Genomic DNA, 16362 nt, shown 5'->3' on the forward strand with positions numbered 1-16362 from the left:
GCCCCCCCGCCTTCTTCCTCGCCCGTGCCCCGCGCCAAGCGAACGTCGCCAAAATTCTCCTCGCGGGCAGGGTTCCTTGTCGGCCTCGGCATCACGCCCGTCGCCTTTTTCCTGGCGCTCTATTCGGCCGGAGCCGGGCATGGCGACTATGGGCTGGCGCGACTTCTCTATCCGGTCCCCATGCTGGCAACGCTGTTGACCAACACAGCGATCACCGGCCTTTCCATCGGACTGGCTGCGCTGCAGTTTCCTGCCTATGGGGCATTTGTTGCGGGCGCCGGCGGCTCCAGATGGCTGGCCCTTGGCGTCTTCCATCTTGTTGCAATCGCAGCAGCCTTCGGCGGCCTCCTGGAAAGCTTTTCGGGATGACGCTCCTGTTCGTTATCCCGGCGCGGGCCGGTCGAGCAGGAAGTCGAGGCCTTTGCGAAAGGCGCCATCCCTTGAGAAATGAAGACCACGCCAACTCATTTCGCCACTGCTTCGTCAACGTTCCTCCCGCCAAGCAATCAGAGCCGCCGGCCTGCATCTCAGTCAGCAGGGCGTATATTGGCACGCCGCTAATGGAAGCAGCAGCCACATATGAAAGTCGCATAACATAGATTATGGAACTTGTGCATTAGACTGAAGCTGGAAATTGCTGCGATTTTCACGGGTTTGGCATGATCGACGCGTGTTGCCTTCAGCCGATGGCCAACGCTACGCTGTGTCGATGACGACAGCAAAGCGTGACATCGAAGCGGCGATCGAAGTGTTCGTGCACGGCTTCAGTACCGATAAGAGCCGTTCCTTTCCCTACGAGGCCAGCCGCGTCGGACCCTTGTGGCTGATGCGCGATGCCGAGCGCAAGAATGCACGCGACTACCGTGGCGAAGAATGGATCGTCCATGACGTCGCCGCCGAGGAAGCCGATGCCATCGTGCGGCAGCATGCGCGGCCAAGCTTTGCCGTTTCGGTCGTGATCGCGAATGACGGCCCGGACGAACCGACGCGAACTGCCTACAAGGCGCTCGGCTACCGGCTGCTGCGGACGGAAGGCTTTTTCGTCCAGTCGCTGCGCCAAATTCCAGACCCGCCAGCAATCGTCTCTATCGAACGCGTGAGGACGGCTGAACGCGCTGCACAACTGGGAAAGGTCATACGCAGGCGGCCACTTCCAGACGATCAACTCGGCGACGATGCGCCGTTTCGCCAGTATGTGGCGCTCGATGGCGACGCCATCGTCGGGCGTGTGCGCAGCATAGACGCCGTCGGCGCCACATGGTGCTCGGCAATGTTTGTCGAGCCTTCGCACCGGCGTCGAGGCATCGGCCAGGCGCTGATGGCCAAAATGCTGCATGACGACAAAGCGCATGGGTCGCGGTGCTCAATGCTGTTGGCGACGCGTGCCGGAGCGCTGCTTTATCCCCGCATGGGCTATGAGCGGATTGGAACGCTGCTGATCTTCGCGCCGAAGAACCGAACGTCCTTATAAAGATCTGCTCGTATCATGCTGTCTCATAAAGGAATTTCGCTCACCATGCCGTCATAGGCCGGAGTGACGTTGGCCGGCACCTCAGCCTTGACCGTGGCATAGTCGAGCGGCACATGCATATGCGTCAGCACGGCCTGTTTCGGCGCCAGTTTTTCAATCCAGCCAAGCGCCTGACCGAGCGACAGATGGCTGGGATGGGTATGGTACTGCAAGGCATCGATGACCAGCATGTCCAGGCCGCGCAGCCGCTCGGCGGTGGTATCCGGGAAGTCGCTTATATCGGGGCAGTACGCCAGCCCGCCGATGCGGAAGCCGAGCGAAATGATGTCGCCATGGATCTGCGGCAGCGGCTCAAGGGTGAGGGCACCGCCCTCGCCTTCGATCGTCACCGCCCTTGCGTGATCGATGATGTGCGGCCTGACGATCGGCGGATAGGAACTGCCAAGCGGCGTCTCGAAGCAATAGCCGAACGCTTCGCGCAGCCTGAGCATGGTCGGCTGGTCGGCATGGACATCGATCAGATGGCGCTGCTCGAGCACGTAGCCGCGCAGATCGTCGATGCCGTGGATGTGGTCGGCGTGCGGATGCGTATAGACGACGGCGTCGATGCGCCGGACCGCCGCCATCAGCATCTGCTCACGGAAATCAGGCCCGGTGTCAATGACAACCGTGGTTCTGGCGTCGTTGGCTGCTATCCGCTCGACGAGCGCGGCTGACCGTGTACGCCGGTTTTTCGGATTGGCCGGGTCGCAATTGCCCCAATCGCCGGTGATGCGCGGCGTGCCAGGTGACGAGCCGCAGCCGAGGATGGTGAGGCGCAGCCGGTCGCTCATGCGTCAGAGCCCGGCGGGCCGCGGCATCTTGCCGAACAGCCGGAAGAAGTTCGCCGTCGTCAGCGTCGCGATCTCGGCTTCGCCAACGCCGACCGTCTCCGCCAGCACCTTGGCTGTATGCGCGATATAGGCCGGCTCGTTGCGTTTGCCGCGGAACGGCACCGGCGCCAGATACGGTGCGTCGGTCTCGACCAGCAGCCGGTCATGCGGCACATCGGCTGCGATGGCGCGTAAATCGGCGGAGTTCTTGAAGGTCAGTATGCCCGAGAAGGACACATAGCCACCAAGCGCCACGCCGACCTCTGCCAGCCGTCGCCCCGACGAAAAACAATGCAGGATGAAGGGGAAGGCGCCCTTCCCTGTTTCGTCTTCGAGGATGGCAGCCATGTCGTCATCGGCATCGCGCGAATGGATCACCAGCGGCAGCCCGGTCTCGCGCGCAGCTGCTATATGAGTGCGAAAACCCTGCGCCTGCGCATCGCGTGGCACCTTGTCGTAAAAATAGTCGAGCCCGGCCTCGCCGATCGCCACCACCTTCGGGTGCGCGGACAGGCGCACAAGGTCCTCAGCCGTCACATCCAGCTCTTCGCCGGCATTGTGAGGATGGGTGCCGACCGAGCAATAGATTTCGTCGAAACTCTCGGCAATCTCAAGCACTTGCGCAAACCGCTTCACGCGTGTCGAGATGGTCACCATGTGACCTATACCGGCAGCCTTGGCGCGGGCGACGATGGCGGCCCGCTCCTCGGTGAAATCCGGAAAGTCGAGATGGCAATGGCTGTCGACGAGCATCAGGCGCTCGCCTCAGGGTTTTCGACATAACGCGGAAACACGCCCTCCGGCGCGGGCAGCGCCGTGCCGGGCACCAGCGCATAGTCGGCATGGACATGCGCGAAGTCGCGCGTGTCCGCCGGCACCGCCAGCAGATCGAGCAGCTTGCCGGCCGACCCCGGAATGTAGGGCTGGCACAGCAATGCCACGCGCCGCACCAGTTCGGCGGTCGTCCACAGCACCGTTTCCATGCGCGCCGGATCGGTCTTCTTCAGCGCCCAGGGCGCCTGCGAGGCGAAGTAGCGATCCGCTTCCGCCACAACGCCGAAGATCGCCGCCAACGCGAGATGGATGCCCTGTTCCGCCATCGCCTGGCGCGCGGTACCCAGCGCTTCCACCGCCTGGTCGAGGATCGCGCTGTCGGCTTCGGTCAGCTCGCCGCGATGCGGCACCACGCCGCCGCAGTTCTTGGCGATCATCGACAGCGAGCGCTGCGCCAGATTGCCGAGACCGTTGGCGAGATCGGCATTTGTGCGGTTGACGATCGCGTCATGGCTGTAGCTGCCGTCCTGGCCGAATGGCACCTCACGCAAGAAGAAATAGCGCACCTGGTCGAGGCCGTAATGCTCGACCATGGTGAAGGGGTCTACGACATTGCCGACCGACTTCGACATTTTCTCGCCGCGGTTGAACAGGAAGCCATGCGCGAAGACGCGCTTCGGCAGTTCGATGCCGGCCGACATCAGGAAAGCCGGCCAGTAGACGGCATGGAAGCGGACGATGTCCTTGCCGATAATGTGCGTGGCCGGCCAGTAGCGCCATTGCTCGGCCTTGGTGTCGGGATAGCCGGCAGCGGTGATGTAGTTGGTCAAGGCATCGACCCAGACATACATCACATGCTTGTCGTCGCCGGGCACCGGCACGCCCCAATTGAAGGTCGTGCGCGAGACCGAGATGTCCTTGAGGCCGGACCTGACGAAGCTCATCACCTCATTTCGGCGCTCGGCCGGACCGACGAAATCGGGCTGGCTTTCGTACAGCGCAAGCAATTTGTCCTGATAGGCGGAAAGCCTGAAGAAGTAGCTTTCCTCCTCATTCCATTCGACCGGCGAGCCAAGCGGCTCGCGGCGCACGCCGTCGTCGCCGAGCGTGGTTTCGCTCTCTTCGAAATAGGCTTCCTGGCGGACCGAATACCAGCCACTGTAGCGGTCGAGATAGATGTCGCCATTGGCCGCCATCGCCTTCCAGATCGCCTGGCACGACTCGTAGTGGCGTGGTTCCGTCGTGCGGATGTAATCATCATTCGAGCCGCCCAGGACCTCTGTCATCGAACGGAAGATCGCCGAGTTGCGGTCGGCAAGCGCGAGTGGCGTTATGCCTTCCTTCTCGGCCGTCTGCTGCATCTTGAGGCCGTGTTCGTCAGTGCCGGTGAGGAAGAGCACGTCCTTGCCGTCCAGGCGCTGGAAGCGGGCCAGCGCGTCGGTCGCGATGACCGTATAGGCGTGGCCGATATGCGGCTTGCCGTTCGGATAGAAAATCGGTGTGGTGATGTAGAATGTGTCGCGTGACATGAATGAACCGTCATGAATGTCCGAATTGAGTGTGAGCGGTGGATATCGCATCGAGACGGCGATTGCCATCCCGACCCGAGGCCGGATCCGGTCACATTCGCATTGCGGAATTCAGTCGGTCGATCATGGTCAAGGCGTGCTGCTTCTTGTCGAGATTGTAGGTATCGGTCTCAGATATGGCGTTCAGCGCCTCGTGCCAAGTGTCGGACAGCGTTTTCGCCCGCGCGAGATCCCCGGCCAGCGCGGCTTCACTGGCGCCGGTGGAGAGCAGATCGAGCGCGCGGCGGTTGAAGATGTCGAACTGGATCGCCTGGTCGCGGCCGGCGACGGCCTCGGCAAGGCGATAGGCGCCGGCGATGTCGCTCTTGCCCGACGTGACCAGGGCGTCGAGGGTGCCGGCAATCTCCAGCCCGCCATATTGGGTCAGAAGGATCGCATTGCGGGCGCTGCCCCCTGCCCGTTCCGCTAGTGCCGCGCGCGCAGCAGGATCGGAAGGTGGCGGCGGCTCGACGGTCTCCAGAACACTCATCAGGCTGCCGGCATCGAGCGGCGTCAGCCGCACCATCTGGCAGCGCGAACGGATGGTCGGCAAAAGGCTGCCCGGCGCATGCACGATGAGGATGAACAGCGTGCGGCTCGGCGGCTCCTCGAGGTTTTTCAGCAAGGCATTGGCGGCGTTGGTGTTCATGTCGTCGGCCGGATCGACGATCACCACCCGGTAGCTGCCGTCATGCGAGGTCAGCGACAGGAAGCGGTTGACCTTGCGGATCTCGTCGACGGTGACGACGGTCTTGAAACTCTTGGTCTTGTCGTTCAGCGGCCGGGTCAGGTGCAGCACGCCGGGATGCGCCCCGGTGGCGATCTGGCGAAACAGCGGTGAGGCCGGATCGGGAACGGCAAACGTGTCCGGCGCCTGGTCGAAGGCCGGATGCTTCAACAGATGGTGCGCCAGGTGAAAGGCAAGCGTCGCCTTGCCGATGCCGACCGGCCCGGCAAAGATCAACGCATGCGGCAGTTTTCCCGAGCGATAGGCGGCAGCGAGCATCGCGGCCGCCTGCTCATGGCCGACCAGGCGCAGCGTCTCGGACGGCTCCGGTACACCGTCCAGCGTGTCGTGCTGCTCGGGAGCGATGCGTTCGAAGATCATGCGGGCGCCGCCTGTCGGTTGCGCGCGGGCGCCCTCGCCTCAAGTGCGGCGAACACCACCGCGGTGATGACATCCTCCACCGCAGCGGGAGGCGCCGACGCGTCGATCACGATGCAGCGGTCCGGCTCGGCCGCTGCGATCGCCAGGAAGGCGTCACGGCGGCGCTGGTGGATGTCCAGCGTCTCCTTTTCGAAGCGGTCCGGACCGTCCTCGGCGCCACGCCGCGCGGCGGCGCGCCGCAAGCCCTCGGCGGGGTCAATGTCAAGGATCAGCGTCATGTCCGGCATCATGCCGTTGATGGCGACCTCCTCCAGAGCTTCCATGAAAGCCGGATCGAGGCCGCCGGTGACGCCCTGATAGACGCGCGACGAATCCAGGAAACGGTCGCAAAGCACGATGGAGCCGCGCTCCACCGCCGGCCGGATGACCTGCTCGACATGGTCGGAGCGTGCGGCGGCAAACAGCAGCGCCTCCATCTTCGGCCCGAAAGGCTCGGCGGCGCCGGACAGGAGCACGTGCCTGACCGCCTCGGCGCCGGGTGACCCCCCGGGTTCGCGGGTGAGGAGGACATCGTATTTCTTGGCGCGCATCTTCTGGGCCAGCCGCTCGATCTGCGTCGACTTGCCGGCGCCCTCGCCGCCTTCGAAGGTGATGAAAAATCCGCTTGCCAATCGAAAGGCCTTTGTCCTGCTTTGCGCTGGTGTCTTAGTCCGCGCCCGAGAAAAGGTCCACGCCGCAGGAACTCAACGCAGCCAGCCTACGGCCAGTTCCCTGGCGGCATCAAACGCTCGTTGCGGCAGTGTGCCGACGCCAACCGATTCGGCGGCGAAAAGCGGGGTTTCCTGGCTCAGCGTGTCGCCGATCCAGACGCGCAGCGCGCCGACGGGCTGTCCCTCCTCCACCGGCGCCGATACCGGCCCCTGATAGACGATCCTGGCGGTCAGCTTGTCGCGGTTGGCGATCGGCAGCAGGACGTCGATGGGCGCCTTTGCCTTCAGCGCTACGCTGGATTTGGCGCCGCCGAACACCTGGGCCTCGCCGACCACTTCGTTGCCAGCGAAAATCTCGGTCTTCTCGAAGGAGCGGACGCCCCATTCGAGCAGCTTGCGCGCTTCCTCGGCGCGCTCGCGATCGTTGGCCAATCCGCTCATCGCCGCGAACACCCTGGTTCCGTCATGGCTGACCGAGCCGACAATGCCGAAACCGCCCGCCTCACTCGACCCGACCGCCAGCCCATCGGCACCGATGCCCATGGCCAGCAACGGGTTGCGGTTCTTTTGCGAGATCTTGTTCCAGGTGAAATCGGCCCGGCCGTAATAGAGATAGAGATCCGGATATTCGCGCCATATATGCAGGCCAAGCTGCGCCAGTTCGCGCACCGTCGTCTGCTGGCCGTCGGCCGGCAGGCCAGTCGAATTGACGAATGTCGATTTCGCGAGCCCGATCTGGCGGGCGCGATCGTTCATCTGCGCCGCGAAATTCTCTTCCGAACCGGCCATGCCTTCGGCCAGCACCATGCAGCCGTCATTGGCGGCCTGTATGGTGACCCCCTGGATCAGGTCCTCGACCCGGACCGCCGATTTAAGCTTGGCGAACATGGTCGACGTTCCCGACGGGGCGCCGCCCTTGCGCCAGGCATTCTCCGAGACCACGAAGGTGTCGTCGAGGCTCATGCGCTTCGACTTGATGGCGTTGAAGACCATCTCCATGGTCATCAGCTTGGCCATCGAGGCCGGCGGGATCGGTTGGTCGGCATCCTTGGAAAACAGCACCGTGCCGGTTTCGGCATCGATCATGAAAGCCTGCGTGGCCTTGGTCTCGAAAAGCTGCGCGTTGGCCGGAACCAGCGCGGCAAGCAAGAAGCCAAGGCCAAAAAGCCCGGCAAAAGGGTGGAAAAGGCGAAATCGCATGAAGAGGCTTGACCTGTTAGCCGGCAGAAACTTGCCGCAACGCTATCAGGCTTCTTCCCGGCGGATCAACCGCGCAATCACAAAACCGGCGTGCCTTTGTTGGTCAGTTGCGCACAGCCAGCGCGTCCGGCGCGCCATGCGACCATGCCGCGCGCAAGAGGTCGTCGATATTGCCGTGGCCATCCGGATAGAGATTGACCGCGTACCAGTCATTGCCGTCGAGCTCGGTGCTCTGGATTTCCGTCCTGCCGAAGGGTTTTAGGGCCGCAGCCACCCGCTTTGCCTCGGCGGCATCGTCGAAGGAGCCGGCGGCGACATAGTCGGAAACGGCAGGCGCCGCCTGCGGGTTGGATTTCTTCCACGATTGCAGGATGTCGGCTGGCGACATGCCCTGGTCGTCAAGCGCTGCAAAGACGTCGGCGCGCTGTACGCGCTCATCCGCATAGGAGAGCGAAGCCACGGCAAAGGACGATTCCGGGCGCTGAGGCACGATCGGCCCGAATTCAGGCAGCGTCACATCGCTTGAGGCCGGTGCCTGCATCGACATCACTGGCTGTGTGTCGGAATTCGTCAACTGACCAGGAAACGGCACTACGGCAGGGGGTGCGCCAACAGATAGGCTCGGCGAAGGTCCGTTCATCGCCACCATGACGCCGGTCGGCAAGCCATCGGACGGGTCCGGGCGGTTGTTGCCCGGGCGATAGGAGGCGACCAGATATTGGTCGTCGTCGCCGTCGAGCGGCGCGCGGCCGATATATTCCACTTTGACCCTGGCCGTGCCGACCTTGGCATAGTCGAGCATTTGCGCGGCGCGTTCCGAGACATCGATGATGCGTCCCTCATGATAGGGGCCGCGGTCGTTGACGCGCACGATGACCGAGCTTCCGGTCTCGGTGTTGGTGACACGGGCATAGCTCGGCAGCGGCATGGTCGGATGCGCCGCGGTCAGATGGGTCATGTCGTAGACTTCGCCATTGGCTGTGAGACGACCGTGGAAGGCATCGCCATACCAGGAGGCGAGACCGACCTTGGCGTAGCGCTTGTCTTCCTTAGGGTAATACCACTTGCCGCGCACCTGATAGGGCTTGCCCAACTGGTCGCGGCCGCCGCCGCGCCGCATGTACTGAACGCGCGGGCTGGCCTTCACGCCGTACTCGGTCTCGGCAAAATATTCCTTCGAGCGAGGCTTCTTGTAGACCATGGCTTTCGGCTCGGACTGCGGCGACGCGCACGCGGCCAGCAACGCAGCCGAAAGAGCGCACAACACCAAAGCAGGAGCGCGACGAAGACGCCGATGCGTCGTGGTCTGCATGTTTTCCGATGTCCCCTACCGTCTCGACACAGGCGCCGCTTCTAGAATTTCGGCGGAGCCAGATGAGCAATGCCTGCGACGCGCCAATCCCCATCCCTTGTGCGCAGGAATTGTTTATCAGCGTATTAATCGATTGTGTCCGGAACCGGGCAGGAATGTGGCGGCCAGGTCCCGGGCTGGCCGGGCGCCAGTGAGGAGGCATCCGAGACCTCTGTCCTTTGGAGTCTGGGTGTGAACCTGTGGCATGAAGCGCGGCTGCCTGGAACCGACCGACCCGAGATACGTTCTGCGCCTCATGGATGAATTCATTGAACGTTTCGGGCAACAGACGTGGCTGCCCTTTTCCGTAATTTCAGCCAGGCTTTTGCTCGCGGCCGTCCTTGGCTCCATCGTTGGGATCGAACGCGAATGGCGCAACCGGCCGGCCGGATTGAGGACACACATCCTAGTCTGTGTTGCGACGGCTCTAATTGCCATCCTCACGATCGAGATTACTCATCTTCACGTCTTCGATGGTCAGGAAATCGCCATTGATCCTATCCGCTTGATCGAAGCCACGACTGCCGGCGTGGCATTTCTGGCCGCGGGCTTGATCTTCTTCTCCAAGGGCGAGGTTCAAGGGCTTACCACTGGGGCGGGCATGTGGCTGGCAGGCGCCATAGGCCTGGCGGTTGGGCTCGGGTTCTGGCAGATCGCGGCTTTGGCTACCTTGCTCGCACTTGTCGTGCTGGGTCTTCTGCAACTTGTGCAGGTCGGCAGCAAGGATCGCAATTAGATCCCGGCTCCTTCGAAAACGGGTTCGCAGCTCCGTTCGGGTAACGAACGCCACCCCCTATTATCCATGGCAGCGCCGATGGTTGACTTGGCGATGGGCAACGCTCTAGAGAAATGAACCGCAAGCTGGTCCGGAAGGATAGGTATCATTCGATACCAACTGTCGTTCACTGGGTCGGTTGATGTTCCTAGATGATTGAAAAGTCACGTTGGAGGGATGGCCGAGCGGTTTAAGGCACCGGTCTTGAAAACCGGCGTGGGTGCAAGCCCACCGTGGGTTCGAATCCCACTCCCTCCGCCAGATATTTGGCTACCGTGCTGAATTGCCTCTGTATTTTCAAAGAGGGCCAAATCTTTCCTAAGTTATTCCTAACTTCCTAAAACGAAGAAGCCCTGCCACCGCGAGGCAGCGGGCCAGCGTGAGCGCAAACGTTGCGCCAGCCTCAGGATCAACGTTCGTCCTGGCGATAGAGCCGTTTGGTCGCGCGGTCGCTTTCCATGCGTTCTGCAGGACCACGGTGGCGTCGGGTCATAAGAACGTATGCCATCAATAGGGCCAGCAACAGTGGCCCACCAGCAACGACGATCAACCACATCACACTTTCAAACATGAGGCATCTCCTTCACGTCACAACCGTCAAGGAGAAGAACCGTTCCGTTCAAAGTTACAGCAACACCAGCACCTCCTGCGACTGAGGGCCGTTTTCCCATGTGACCGTTTCGGAAATCCGGGCTCCGCTGCAACAAAAGGCTGCGGCTGCACGTTGCGGTTGATCATTCAACCAGGAGCAAAGCAAATGGCCGACGACAAAACGAAGACGGACTTCCGCGATCGGGACCGCGTCTCTGCCGATGAGGATTATGAAGTCGAGTATTTCGCCACCAAGGCCGGCATCACCCCGCAGCAGGTCAAGGAATTGATCGCGAAGCACGGCAACCGACGCGAGACGCTGGAGCGGGAAGCGAAGGCTCTGGGGAGCGGTAGGTAGGCCGGCATGCCAGAGTACCAGGTGGAAGAGTGGCATGGAGAGGAGTGTGTCTCAACTCAGGCCACGAGCGCCGATGATCCGTTATCTGCGGTAGAGAAGGTCACGGGCCAAAGGGTGTCGCCTAGAGCGCTTCAGGAGCATTGGTTTCGTGTGGTCGATGAAGATGCGCGAAGCACGCATGAATTCAGCCTTGAGCACGGCGGCTCGGCTGGAGATTTCGCAAAATAGCCATGACCAGAATCTCGGACCTGCATTGGGACCAACGCTGCAGATAGGCGAGAAAGGTGCAGCCGCCGGGCGGACCCGACGGCTTATCGTCGATTGGATCGCTGCCGCCGCATGGGGCCTTAAGGCGCGGCCGGCGCCAGCTTGGCGGCTACTTGGTCGATCTTGTCGGCAAGTACGCTATTGGCCCAATCTGTCACCTCAGGGTCAACGGGCTTGTTGGCCATTTGGGCAAGGGCTGCATCGATCGATGGGACGTTGGCAGCGGCAGCTGTGGCGGCGGTCTGAGCAGCGGCCGCATCCTGGGTGGCGTCATCGAGCGCTGCCTGTGCTGCATCGAGGTCGGCCTGCGTCGGGACATCTTCGGGCGGGGTATTCGGGTCAGCCGCTTTCGCATTCAGCGCGTCGAGCGCCGCTTTGGCGTCGGCAACCGCCTGATTAGCGGCATCGAGCGCCGATTGAGCGTTCTTGGCTATTGCCGACTGTGTCACAAAAGCCTGCACGCCAGCGAAGTTCTTGCTCTTGGGGTGCATAAAGGCGTTGGCGTTGCGCTGCAGTGAGTTCAATCGGCCCAGCTTGGCATGGATATTCTTTTCCTTGGACACTGAACCGGTAGCGGCCTTGGCGACCTGGCCCTTGGCGGATGCCGACTTGCCGAGCGAACCGCCGCCTCCGCCATTGCCGCCAGCATTACCGTTTCCTCCGCTATTGCCATTGCCATTGCCGTTACCGTTACCATTGCCATGGCCGTTACCATGGCCGTTGCCACCAGCAGCAGCCAGGGCCGGCGACACCAGAAGCGAGAACACCGCAAATGCAGCAAAAAGGGTCTTTCGGGATGTCATAACTACCTCCGAGATTGCCACCGCCACTAACCGCTATAGCGGGCAACATGAGGAATCGCTAACACAAAGGGTAAACTTGGATATAGCTGTGCTTTCATTGCGACAACGAAGCGGCCGGCCGGCGAAACGCCAACCAGCATAACTCTTTGAAATTGCTGAAGTAGATCACCCTCCTTGGAACCGGCCGGCCTTCCGAACTCAAAGGTCCTAGACCGCTCAGACCAAGGTCTTAAGCCGTGGTTTCGGCCGCGACTCAGAAGTCGTGACGGCGCGGCGACCTTCGGTAGTCGGCACCTATCGGCCTGAGGCCGAGCTCGACATCGATCCGCTGCAGTGTTCCCAAACACCGCCTAAGTGGTTGTATTCCCTGTCTTTTGATATAAGCGCTAGTCTGAGGTAAAATTTCGACCGGCATCTGGCGGGCTTACGTTATGCAGCATCGAACGTTCTTTGGCGGCAAGGTCACCGAGATCCCCACTTCGTTACATAGCGATCCCAGGGGAATGCTGACCGCTATCGAGTTCAGCGGTTACAATTTCCAAGCCGTGCGGGCGTTCGTCGTCACCGCGCCGCGCGGCACGTCGCGGGGGGGACATGCACACGGCTCGGGCCGGCAATTGATGATGCAGCTGTCGGGCGAGATCGGCATCGAATTTCGCTACCAGGAACGGATCGAACGGCTGACGCTCACCGCATCGAACCGCGCGGTGCTGGTCGACGCCCCGGTTTGGGCGCTGCAGACCTATAAAGGCGAGAACCCGTCTTTGCTGGTTTTCTGCGATACCGAATACGACCCTAAAGACTACGTCTCGTATCCCTGATGACAATCGTCAGGAAAGGAGAGGCCGCGATGCGCGCCAGGACATGACAGCGCCTCGCGGTAGAATGGCTATTCTCGGCGCCGGCATCATGGGCGCCAGCCTCGCTCTCATGATGGCCCGCAGAGGCTACGCGGTGTCCCTCTTCGACAAGGAGAGCGAGCCGATGGCCTGCGCCAGCCGTTGGAACGAGGGCAAGATTCATCTCGGCTATCTCTACGGGAACGATCCCTCGCTGCTGACCGCCCGGCATCTGCTTTCGGGAGGACTGTGTTTCGGCAGGCTTGTTTCCGAGCTGATCGGAAGCAATCTGGAAGCGCACACGACCTTTTCGGAAGACCTTTATCTGGTCCATCGCAACTCGGTCGTCGCTGTCGAGGCGCTGGGGGCGATCTTTGAACGTGTGGATGTATTGGTGCGCAGCCACGCTGACGCCACCAGCTACCTTGCCGACGTATCGGCGGCGCGATCGAATCGGCTTTCCAAAACTGAATTGGCCGATGTCACCAACTCGGACCAGATCGTCGGCGGCTTCCAGGTGCCGGAGCGATCCGTCAACACGCGATGGGTTGCCGACCGGCTTTGCGCCGTGCTTCGGAGTGAACCCAACACCAGCTTGCGAATGGCGGCCAAAGTCCTGTCGGCACAGCCGGTGGACGGAATTAACGGGAAATGGCGCGTGGCGGTCGCAGGCGAAAAAAGTGAGGCGTTCGACATCGTCGTCAATTGCCTTTGGGAGGGGCGGCTGGCTGTCGACCGCACGGCCGGCATCGAGCCGGTTCCCGGATGGTCGCACCGCTACAGGCTTTGCCTGTTCGGCCGCACCAGCCAGCCTGTCGATGTGCCGTGCGCGGTCGTCGCCCTTGGCCCGTTCGGCGACATAAAAAACTATGACGGGCGCAACTTCTATCTCTCCTGGTACCCGAGCGGGTTGCTTGCGGAGAGTGGCGTATTGTCGATCGAAACGCCACAAGCGCTCGATGCCGACGCACGACAGCGGTTCATCGGCGACGTTCGCGCCACGCTCACTCGGTTGGTGCCCGTTGTTTCCAGCATGTTCGACGATGCCGAGGAGCTTGAGGTACGCGGCGGCTTCGTGTTTGCGCAAGGGCGTGGTTCGCTCAGCGACCCGAAAGCCACGATCCATCGCCGCGACCAATTCGGGGTCAACCGCCTGGGCAACTACATCTCGGTCGACACAGGTAAATATTCGACGGCGCCGTGGCTTGCCGACAGGCTGGCGCGGCAAATCTGCGGGATCGAGTGAATGGGTGAGACAGAACAGGGCGGCGCGAAGCAGGTAGCGCAGAAACAAGTCCAGCTTCGATCCGGCTGGCGGCCGAAGGTCACGGCGCTGGTGCCGTGCTACAATTCGGCGGCATTCATTTCGCGTACGCTGGACAGCCTCGCCGCGCAGACCTGGGACAATATCGAGATCCTGGTCGGCGAGGACAATTCGACCGACGCGACATTCGAGATCGTTTCAGCCTTCGCCGGCGGCCGCGACGATGTCTGTATCCTGCGCCGGGACAAAAACCTGGGATGGCTGAAGAACTCCAACGATCTGATGGCCAATGCCAGCGGCGAATTGATGTTCTTTGCCTTCCATGACGACGTCATCGATCCAACCTATATCGAGGCGCTGGTGCGGGCGCTCGATGCCAATCCCGCGGCCGTACTGTCGTTCAGCGACGTCGAAGTGATCGAAGTCAGCGGCGAAAGTGCCACGTGGAAGTTCGACCTGCTGGAGGGCTTGCAGGACGGTTTTGCGCGTGGCCGGGCGATGGCGCGCCAGCCGCATGGATGGTGGGTTCCCAATCGTGGGATATTCAGGGCCTGGGCGTTCCACCGTAGCGGCGGGATCAAGCCCAACAGCCAAGGCGAATTCAGCGCCGACTGGACCTGGCTTCTGCATCTGTCGCTGCTCGGCGGCTTTGTCCGCGTGCCGCAAGTGCTCTGCCACAAATACTACCGGGCGGGCAGCATCAGCCGGCGCTGGGACCGCAACAGCACCCAACGAAGGGCCTTGCGGGCGGCGGGGATAAGGGAGGTCTGGCACAGCGAGGCCGGCCTTGCACAAAGAGCCTTCCTCGCTGTCTATATCGCCTTGCGGCCGTGGCGGTGGGTGCCGCGATCGCGAGAAGCGCAAAGACGGCGAAACAGGCAATCGGTGCATGGCAGCCCGGACAAATAAGAATGGCGCCGGGGGCGCGCCAAAACGGCTGCGCCTGCCCCGGCCAACGGCGATTTCCGGGCACATCCGGCTGCCCCAAAATGGCACTCCGGTTGATTTTTCACGTGAGATATGGTCGTTCTCCCGCCCATGAAAAAACTATTCCTTGCGGCGCTGGCCTCGGTGACGCTGGCCTGGCCCGCCCACGCGATGGACGCCGCCCTGCGCGCCGGCCTGCTGAAACTCGACCCGGAGACCCGGCTGGAGCAGAGATGCGACGCCGAAGTGCTCGACCGCATCAGCCATGACGACCACAAGTACAAGGCAGACCGCGTCGTCGCCTACGCCTTCGCGACGCCGGAAATGAAAGCCGATGCCATCCGCAGCCCGGGTGCTGCCTTCCGCAGCAAGGGACAGTGGTACCGGCTGAAGTTCAAATGCGAGACGGCGCCGGACCATATGGAGGTCCTGCAGTTCCGTTACCGCATCGGCGACGAGATTCCGGAAGCCGACTGGGCGAAGTACAATCTCTACGACTGAATTCTCTGTGACCAGAATTCTCTCTGGCAGAAAGACCTTCCCTATTCCCGTGGCTTTCAGCGTCGGTAGAGCGGCTCAGCTTTTTATAGAGCAGCTGACTCACTCTAACTCTTTGTTTTTGCCTGATTTGGGGCGGGAAACCGCTAGGGACTTTTCCTGGAATTGCGCCGGCAGTCTCTTGACGCGCGGGAACCATACACGTTAGGGCGTCGGCATATCCGACGACGAACTCGCCGATACAGCAAGGGGCTCCGGTCGATGGACATTTTCAGCGCTGCAAGCATGACGGCCCTCCTCCAGGTCATCGCCATCGATCTGGTGCTTGCCGGCGACAATGCCATCGTCATCGGCCTTGCCGCCGCCGGCCTGCCGGTCGAGCAGCGCAAGAAAGCCATCCTGATCGGCGTGTTGGCGGCGACTGTGCTGCGCATCCTGTTTGCCGCCGTCACCGTCAAGCTTCTTGCCATTGTCGGCCTGCTGCTGGCCGGCGGCATCCTTTTGTTGTGGGTGTGCTGGAAGATGTGGCGCGAGCTGCGGACGTCGCATGCCGACGAGTTCGAGGCGACCGAGGCGCTCTCCGATTCCGACCTCAACAGCGACAGAACGGTAGGTGGCAAGGCGCCGCGCAAGACGCTCGGCCAGGCGGCCCTGCAGATCGTCGTCGCCGATGTTTCGATGTCGCTGGACAATGTGCTGGCGGTCGCCGGTGCGGCGCGCGATCATTTTCCGGTGCTTGTCATAGGCCTGGTGCTGTCGATCGCCTTGATGGGCTTGGCCGCGAGCTTCATTGCCAAGCTGCTGCACCGCCACCGCTGGATCGCTTATGTCGGCCTGCTGATCATTCTCTACGTCGCGATCGATATGGTCTATCGCGGCGTTGTCGAGGTCTGGCCGCATGTCAGTCCTGTGGTGAGCTGACTCTGCCGGTCCTACAGCTTCTGTATATTACGGGTATCTGCCGGGGGCAGTGGTCGCGTTCGCCG

At 62.0% G+C, this 16362-nt stretch carries 18 protein-coding genes and 1 tRNA gene; 10 read left to right on the forward strand and 9 right to left on the reverse strand.

The window, feature by feature from the left end:
* Together NKH35_RS25145 and NKH35_RS25150 are read left to right on the forward strand one after the other, a co-directional pair.
* The coding region (locus tag NKH35_RS25145; RefSeq protein ID WP_352916749.1) for a hypothetical protein at positions 1-369 on the forward strand (369 nt) is incomplete at its 5' end.
* 340 nt (positions 370-709) lie between these two features.
* Positions 710-1471, forward strand: coding sequence for a GNAT family N-acetyltransferase (locus tag NKH35_RS25150; RefSeq protein WP_352916751.1), 762 nt, complete (start codon positions 710-712; stop codon positions 1469-1471).
* Between the two features lie 23 nt (positions 1472-1494).
* Here NKH35_RS25150 and NKH35_RS25155 read toward each other — a convergent pair whose 3' ends face one another.
* From NKH35_RS25155 to NKH35_RS25185, 7 genes are all read right to left on the reverse strand, one after another.
* Positions 1495-2304 (reverse strand): MBL fold metallo-hydrolase, encoded by an 810-nt coding sequence (locus tag NKH35_RS25155; protein ID WP_352916753.1) that lies wholly within the window; start codon positions 2302-2304, stop codon positions 1495-1497.
* 3 nt (positions 2305-2307) lie between these two features.
* Positions 2308-3096, reverse strand: a complete 789-nt coding sequence (locus NKH35_RS25160) for a TatD family hydrolase (RefSeq protein ID WP_352916755.1) — start codon at positions 3094-3096, stop codon at positions 2308-2310.
* Positions 3096-4646, reverse strand: coding sequence for a methionine--tRNA ligase (metG, locus tag NKH35_RS25165; protein WP_023832184.1), 1551 nt, complete (start codon positions 4644-4646; stop codon positions 3096-3098). The genes NKH35_RS25160 and metG overlap by 1 nt, the downstream gene beginning before the upstream one ends.
* A gap of 91 nt (positions 4647-4737) precedes the next feature.
* Positions 4738-5793 carry a DNA polymerase III subunit delta' gene (locus tag NKH35_RS25170; RefSeq protein ID WP_023668948.1) on the reverse strand — a complete coding sequence of 352 codons (1056 nt, stop codon included), beginning with the start codon at positions 5791-5793 and terminating at the stop codon, positions 4738-4740.
* Complete coding sequence (tmk, locus tag NKH35_RS25175) at positions 5790-6464, reverse strand: dTMP kinase (protein ID WP_023668949.1); 675 nt, start codon at positions 6462-6464, stop codon at positions 5790-5792. Before tmk ends, NKH35_RS25170 begins: the two co-directional genes overlap by 4 nt.
* Before the next feature lie 72 nt (positions 6465-6536).
* A complete protein-coding gene (locus NKH35_RS25180; RefSeq protein ID WP_352916757.1) occupies positions 6537-7703 on the reverse strand; it encodes a D-alanyl-D-alanine carboxypeptidase family protein in 1167 nt (388 codons plus the stop codon).
* 103 nt (positions 7704-7806) lie between these two features.
* Positions 7807-9015: a septal ring lytic transglycosylase RlpA family protein gene (locus NKH35_RS25185; protein ID WP_352916759.1), complete on the reverse strand. Its 1209-nt coding sequence runs from the start codon at positions 9013-9015 to the stop codon at positions 7807-7809.
* A gap of 244 nt (positions 9016-9259) precedes the next feature.
* Here NKH35_RS25185 and NKH35_RS25190 point away from each other — a divergent pair, with 244 nt between their 5' ends.
* Positions 9260-9790, forward strand: coding sequence for an MgtC/SapB family protein (locus NKH35_RS25190; protein WP_023728036.1), 531 nt, complete (start codon positions 9260-9262; stop codon positions 9788-9790).
* Positions 9791-10000: 210 nt separating this feature from the next.
* A tRNA-Ser gene (locus NKH35_RS25195) sits at positions 10001-10090 on the forward strand.
* A 148-nt stretch (positions 10091-10238) separates the two neighbouring features.
* On the opposite strand, the gene NKH35_RS25200 is transcribed toward NKH35_RS25195, so the two are convergent.
* Complete coding sequence (locus tag NKH35_RS25200; RefSeq protein WP_023691300.1) at positions 10239-10400, reverse strand: hypothetical protein; 162 nt, start codon at positions 10398-10400, stop codon at positions 10239-10241.
* Between the two features lie 186 nt (positions 10401-10586).
* On the opposite strand from NKH35_RS25200, the gene NKH35_RS25205 reads away from it, so the two are divergent.
* Positions 10587-10778 (forward strand): DUF3606 domain-containing protein, encoded by a 192-nt coding sequence (locus tag NKH35_RS25205; protein WP_023668952.1) that lies wholly within the window; start codon positions 10587-10589, stop codon positions 10776-10778.
* Positions 10779-11125: 347 nt separating this feature from the next.
* Here NKH35_RS25205 and NKH35_RS25210 read toward each other — a convergent pair whose 3' ends face one another.
* Entirely contained in the window at positions 11126-11848 is a 723-nt protein-coding gene (locus NKH35_RS25210; RefSeq protein WP_352916761.1) for a hypothetical protein, read from the reverse strand.
* Between the two features lie 431 nt (positions 11849-12279).
* Between NKH35_RS25210 and NKH35_RS25215 the strand changes: the two genes are divergently transcribed.
* The 5 genes from NKH35_RS25215 to NKH35_RS25235 all read left to right on the forward strand — a co-directional run bounded on the left by NKH35_RS25215 (position 12280) and on the right by NKH35_RS25235 (position 16297).
* A complete protein-coding gene (locus NKH35_RS25215) occupies positions 12280-12669 on the forward strand; it encodes a sugar 3,4-ketoisomerase (protein WP_023730596.1) in 390 nt (129 codons plus the stop codon).
* 64 nt (positions 12670-12733) lie between these two features.
* Positions 12734-13933, forward strand: a complete 1200-nt coding sequence (locus NKH35_RS25220; protein ID WP_352916763.1) for an FAD-dependent oxidoreductase — start codon at positions 12734-12736, stop codon at positions 13931-13933.
* The gene (locus NKH35_RS25225) at positions 13934-14860 is read left to right on the forward strand and encodes a glycosyltransferase family 2 protein (protein WP_023730594.1); all 927 of its coding nucleotides are present in this window, start codon (positions 13934-13936) and stop codon (positions 14858-14860) included. It abuts the gene before it with no gap.
* A 111-nt stretch (positions 14861-14971) separates the two neighbouring features.
* On the forward strand, positions 14972-15379 hold the full coding sequence (locus NKH35_RS25230) for a DUF930 domain-containing protein (RefSeq protein ID WP_032889884.1): 408 nt from the start codon (positions 14972-14974) through the stop codon (positions 15377-15379).
* A gap of 258 nt (positions 15380-15637) precedes the next feature.
* Complete coding sequence (locus tag NKH35_RS25235; protein ID WP_023668959.1) at positions 15638-16297, forward strand: TerC family protein; 660 nt, start codon at positions 15638-15640, stop codon at positions 16295-16297.
* Positions 16298-16362 lie beyond the last annotated feature (65 nt).

It is taken from the genome of Mesorhizobium sp. M1143 (assembly GCF_040318435.1).
GTDB lineage: Bacteria > Pseudomonadota > Alphaproteobacteria > Rhizobiales > Rhizobiaceae > Mesorhizobium.

Coding starts and splice junctions, on each gene's coding strand:
- NKH35_RS25225 (WP_023730594.1), top strand. CDS start 13,934: ATGGGTGAGACAGAACAGGGCGGCGCGAAGCAGGTAGCGCAGAAACAA.
- NKH35_RS25155 (WP_352916753.1), bottom strand. CDS start 2,304: ATGAGCGACCGGCTGCGCCTCACCATCCTCGGCTGCGGCTCGTCACCT.
- NKH35_RS25210 (WP_352916761.1), bottom strand. CDS start 11,848: ATGACATCCCGAAAGACCCTTTTTGCTGCATTTGCGGTGTTCTCGCTT.
- NKH35_RS25185 (WP_352916759.1), bottom strand. CDS start 9,015: ATGCAGACCACGACGCATCGGCGTCTTCGTCGCGCTCCTGCTTTGGTG.
- NKH35_RS25150 (WP_352916751.1), top strand. CDS start 710: ATGACGACAGCAAAGCGTGACATCGAAGCGGCGATCGAAGTGTTCGTG.
- NKH35_RS25220 (WP_352916763.1), top strand. CDS start 12,734: ATGGCTATTCTCGGCGCCGGCATCATGGGCGCCAGCCTCGCTCTCATG.
- NKH35_RS25170 (WP_023668948.1), bottom strand. CDS start 5,793: ATGATCTTCGAACGCATCGCTCCCGAGCAGCACGACACGCTGGACGGT.
- metG (WP_023832184.1), bottom strand. CDS start 4,646: ATGTCACGCGACACATTCTACATCACCACACCGATTTTCTATCCGAAC.
- NKH35_RS25190 (WP_023728036.1), top strand. CDS start 9,260: ATGAAGCGCGGCTGCCTGGAACCGACCGACCCGAGATACGTTCTGCGC.
- NKH35_RS25230 (WP_032889884.1), top strand. CDS start 14,972: ATGGTCGTTCTCCCGCCCATGAAAAAACTATTCCTTGCGGCGCTGGCC.
- NKH35_RS25215 (WP_023730596.1), top strand. CDS start 12,280: ATGCAGCATCGAACGTTCTTTGGCGGCAAGGTCACCGAGATCCCCACT.
- NKH35_RS25235 (WP_023668959.1), top strand. CDS start 15,638: ATGGACATTTTCAGCGCTGCAAGCATGACGGCCCTCCTCCAGGTCATC.
- NKH35_RS25200 (WP_023691300.1), bottom strand. CDS start 10,400: ATGTTTGAAAGTGTGATGTGGTTGATCGTCGTTGCTGGTGGGCCACTG.
- NKH35_RS25180 (WP_352916757.1), bottom strand. CDS start 7,703: ATGCGATTTCGCCTTTTCCACCCTTTTGCCGGGCTTTTTGGCCTTGGC.
- NKH35_RS25160 (WP_352916755.1), bottom strand. CDS start 3,096: ATGCTCGTCGACAGCCATTGCCATCTCGACTTTCCGGATTTCACCGAG.
- NKH35_RS25205 (WP_023668952.1), top strand. CDS start 10,587: ATGGCCGACGACAAAACGAAGACGGACTTCCGCGATCGGGACCGCGTC.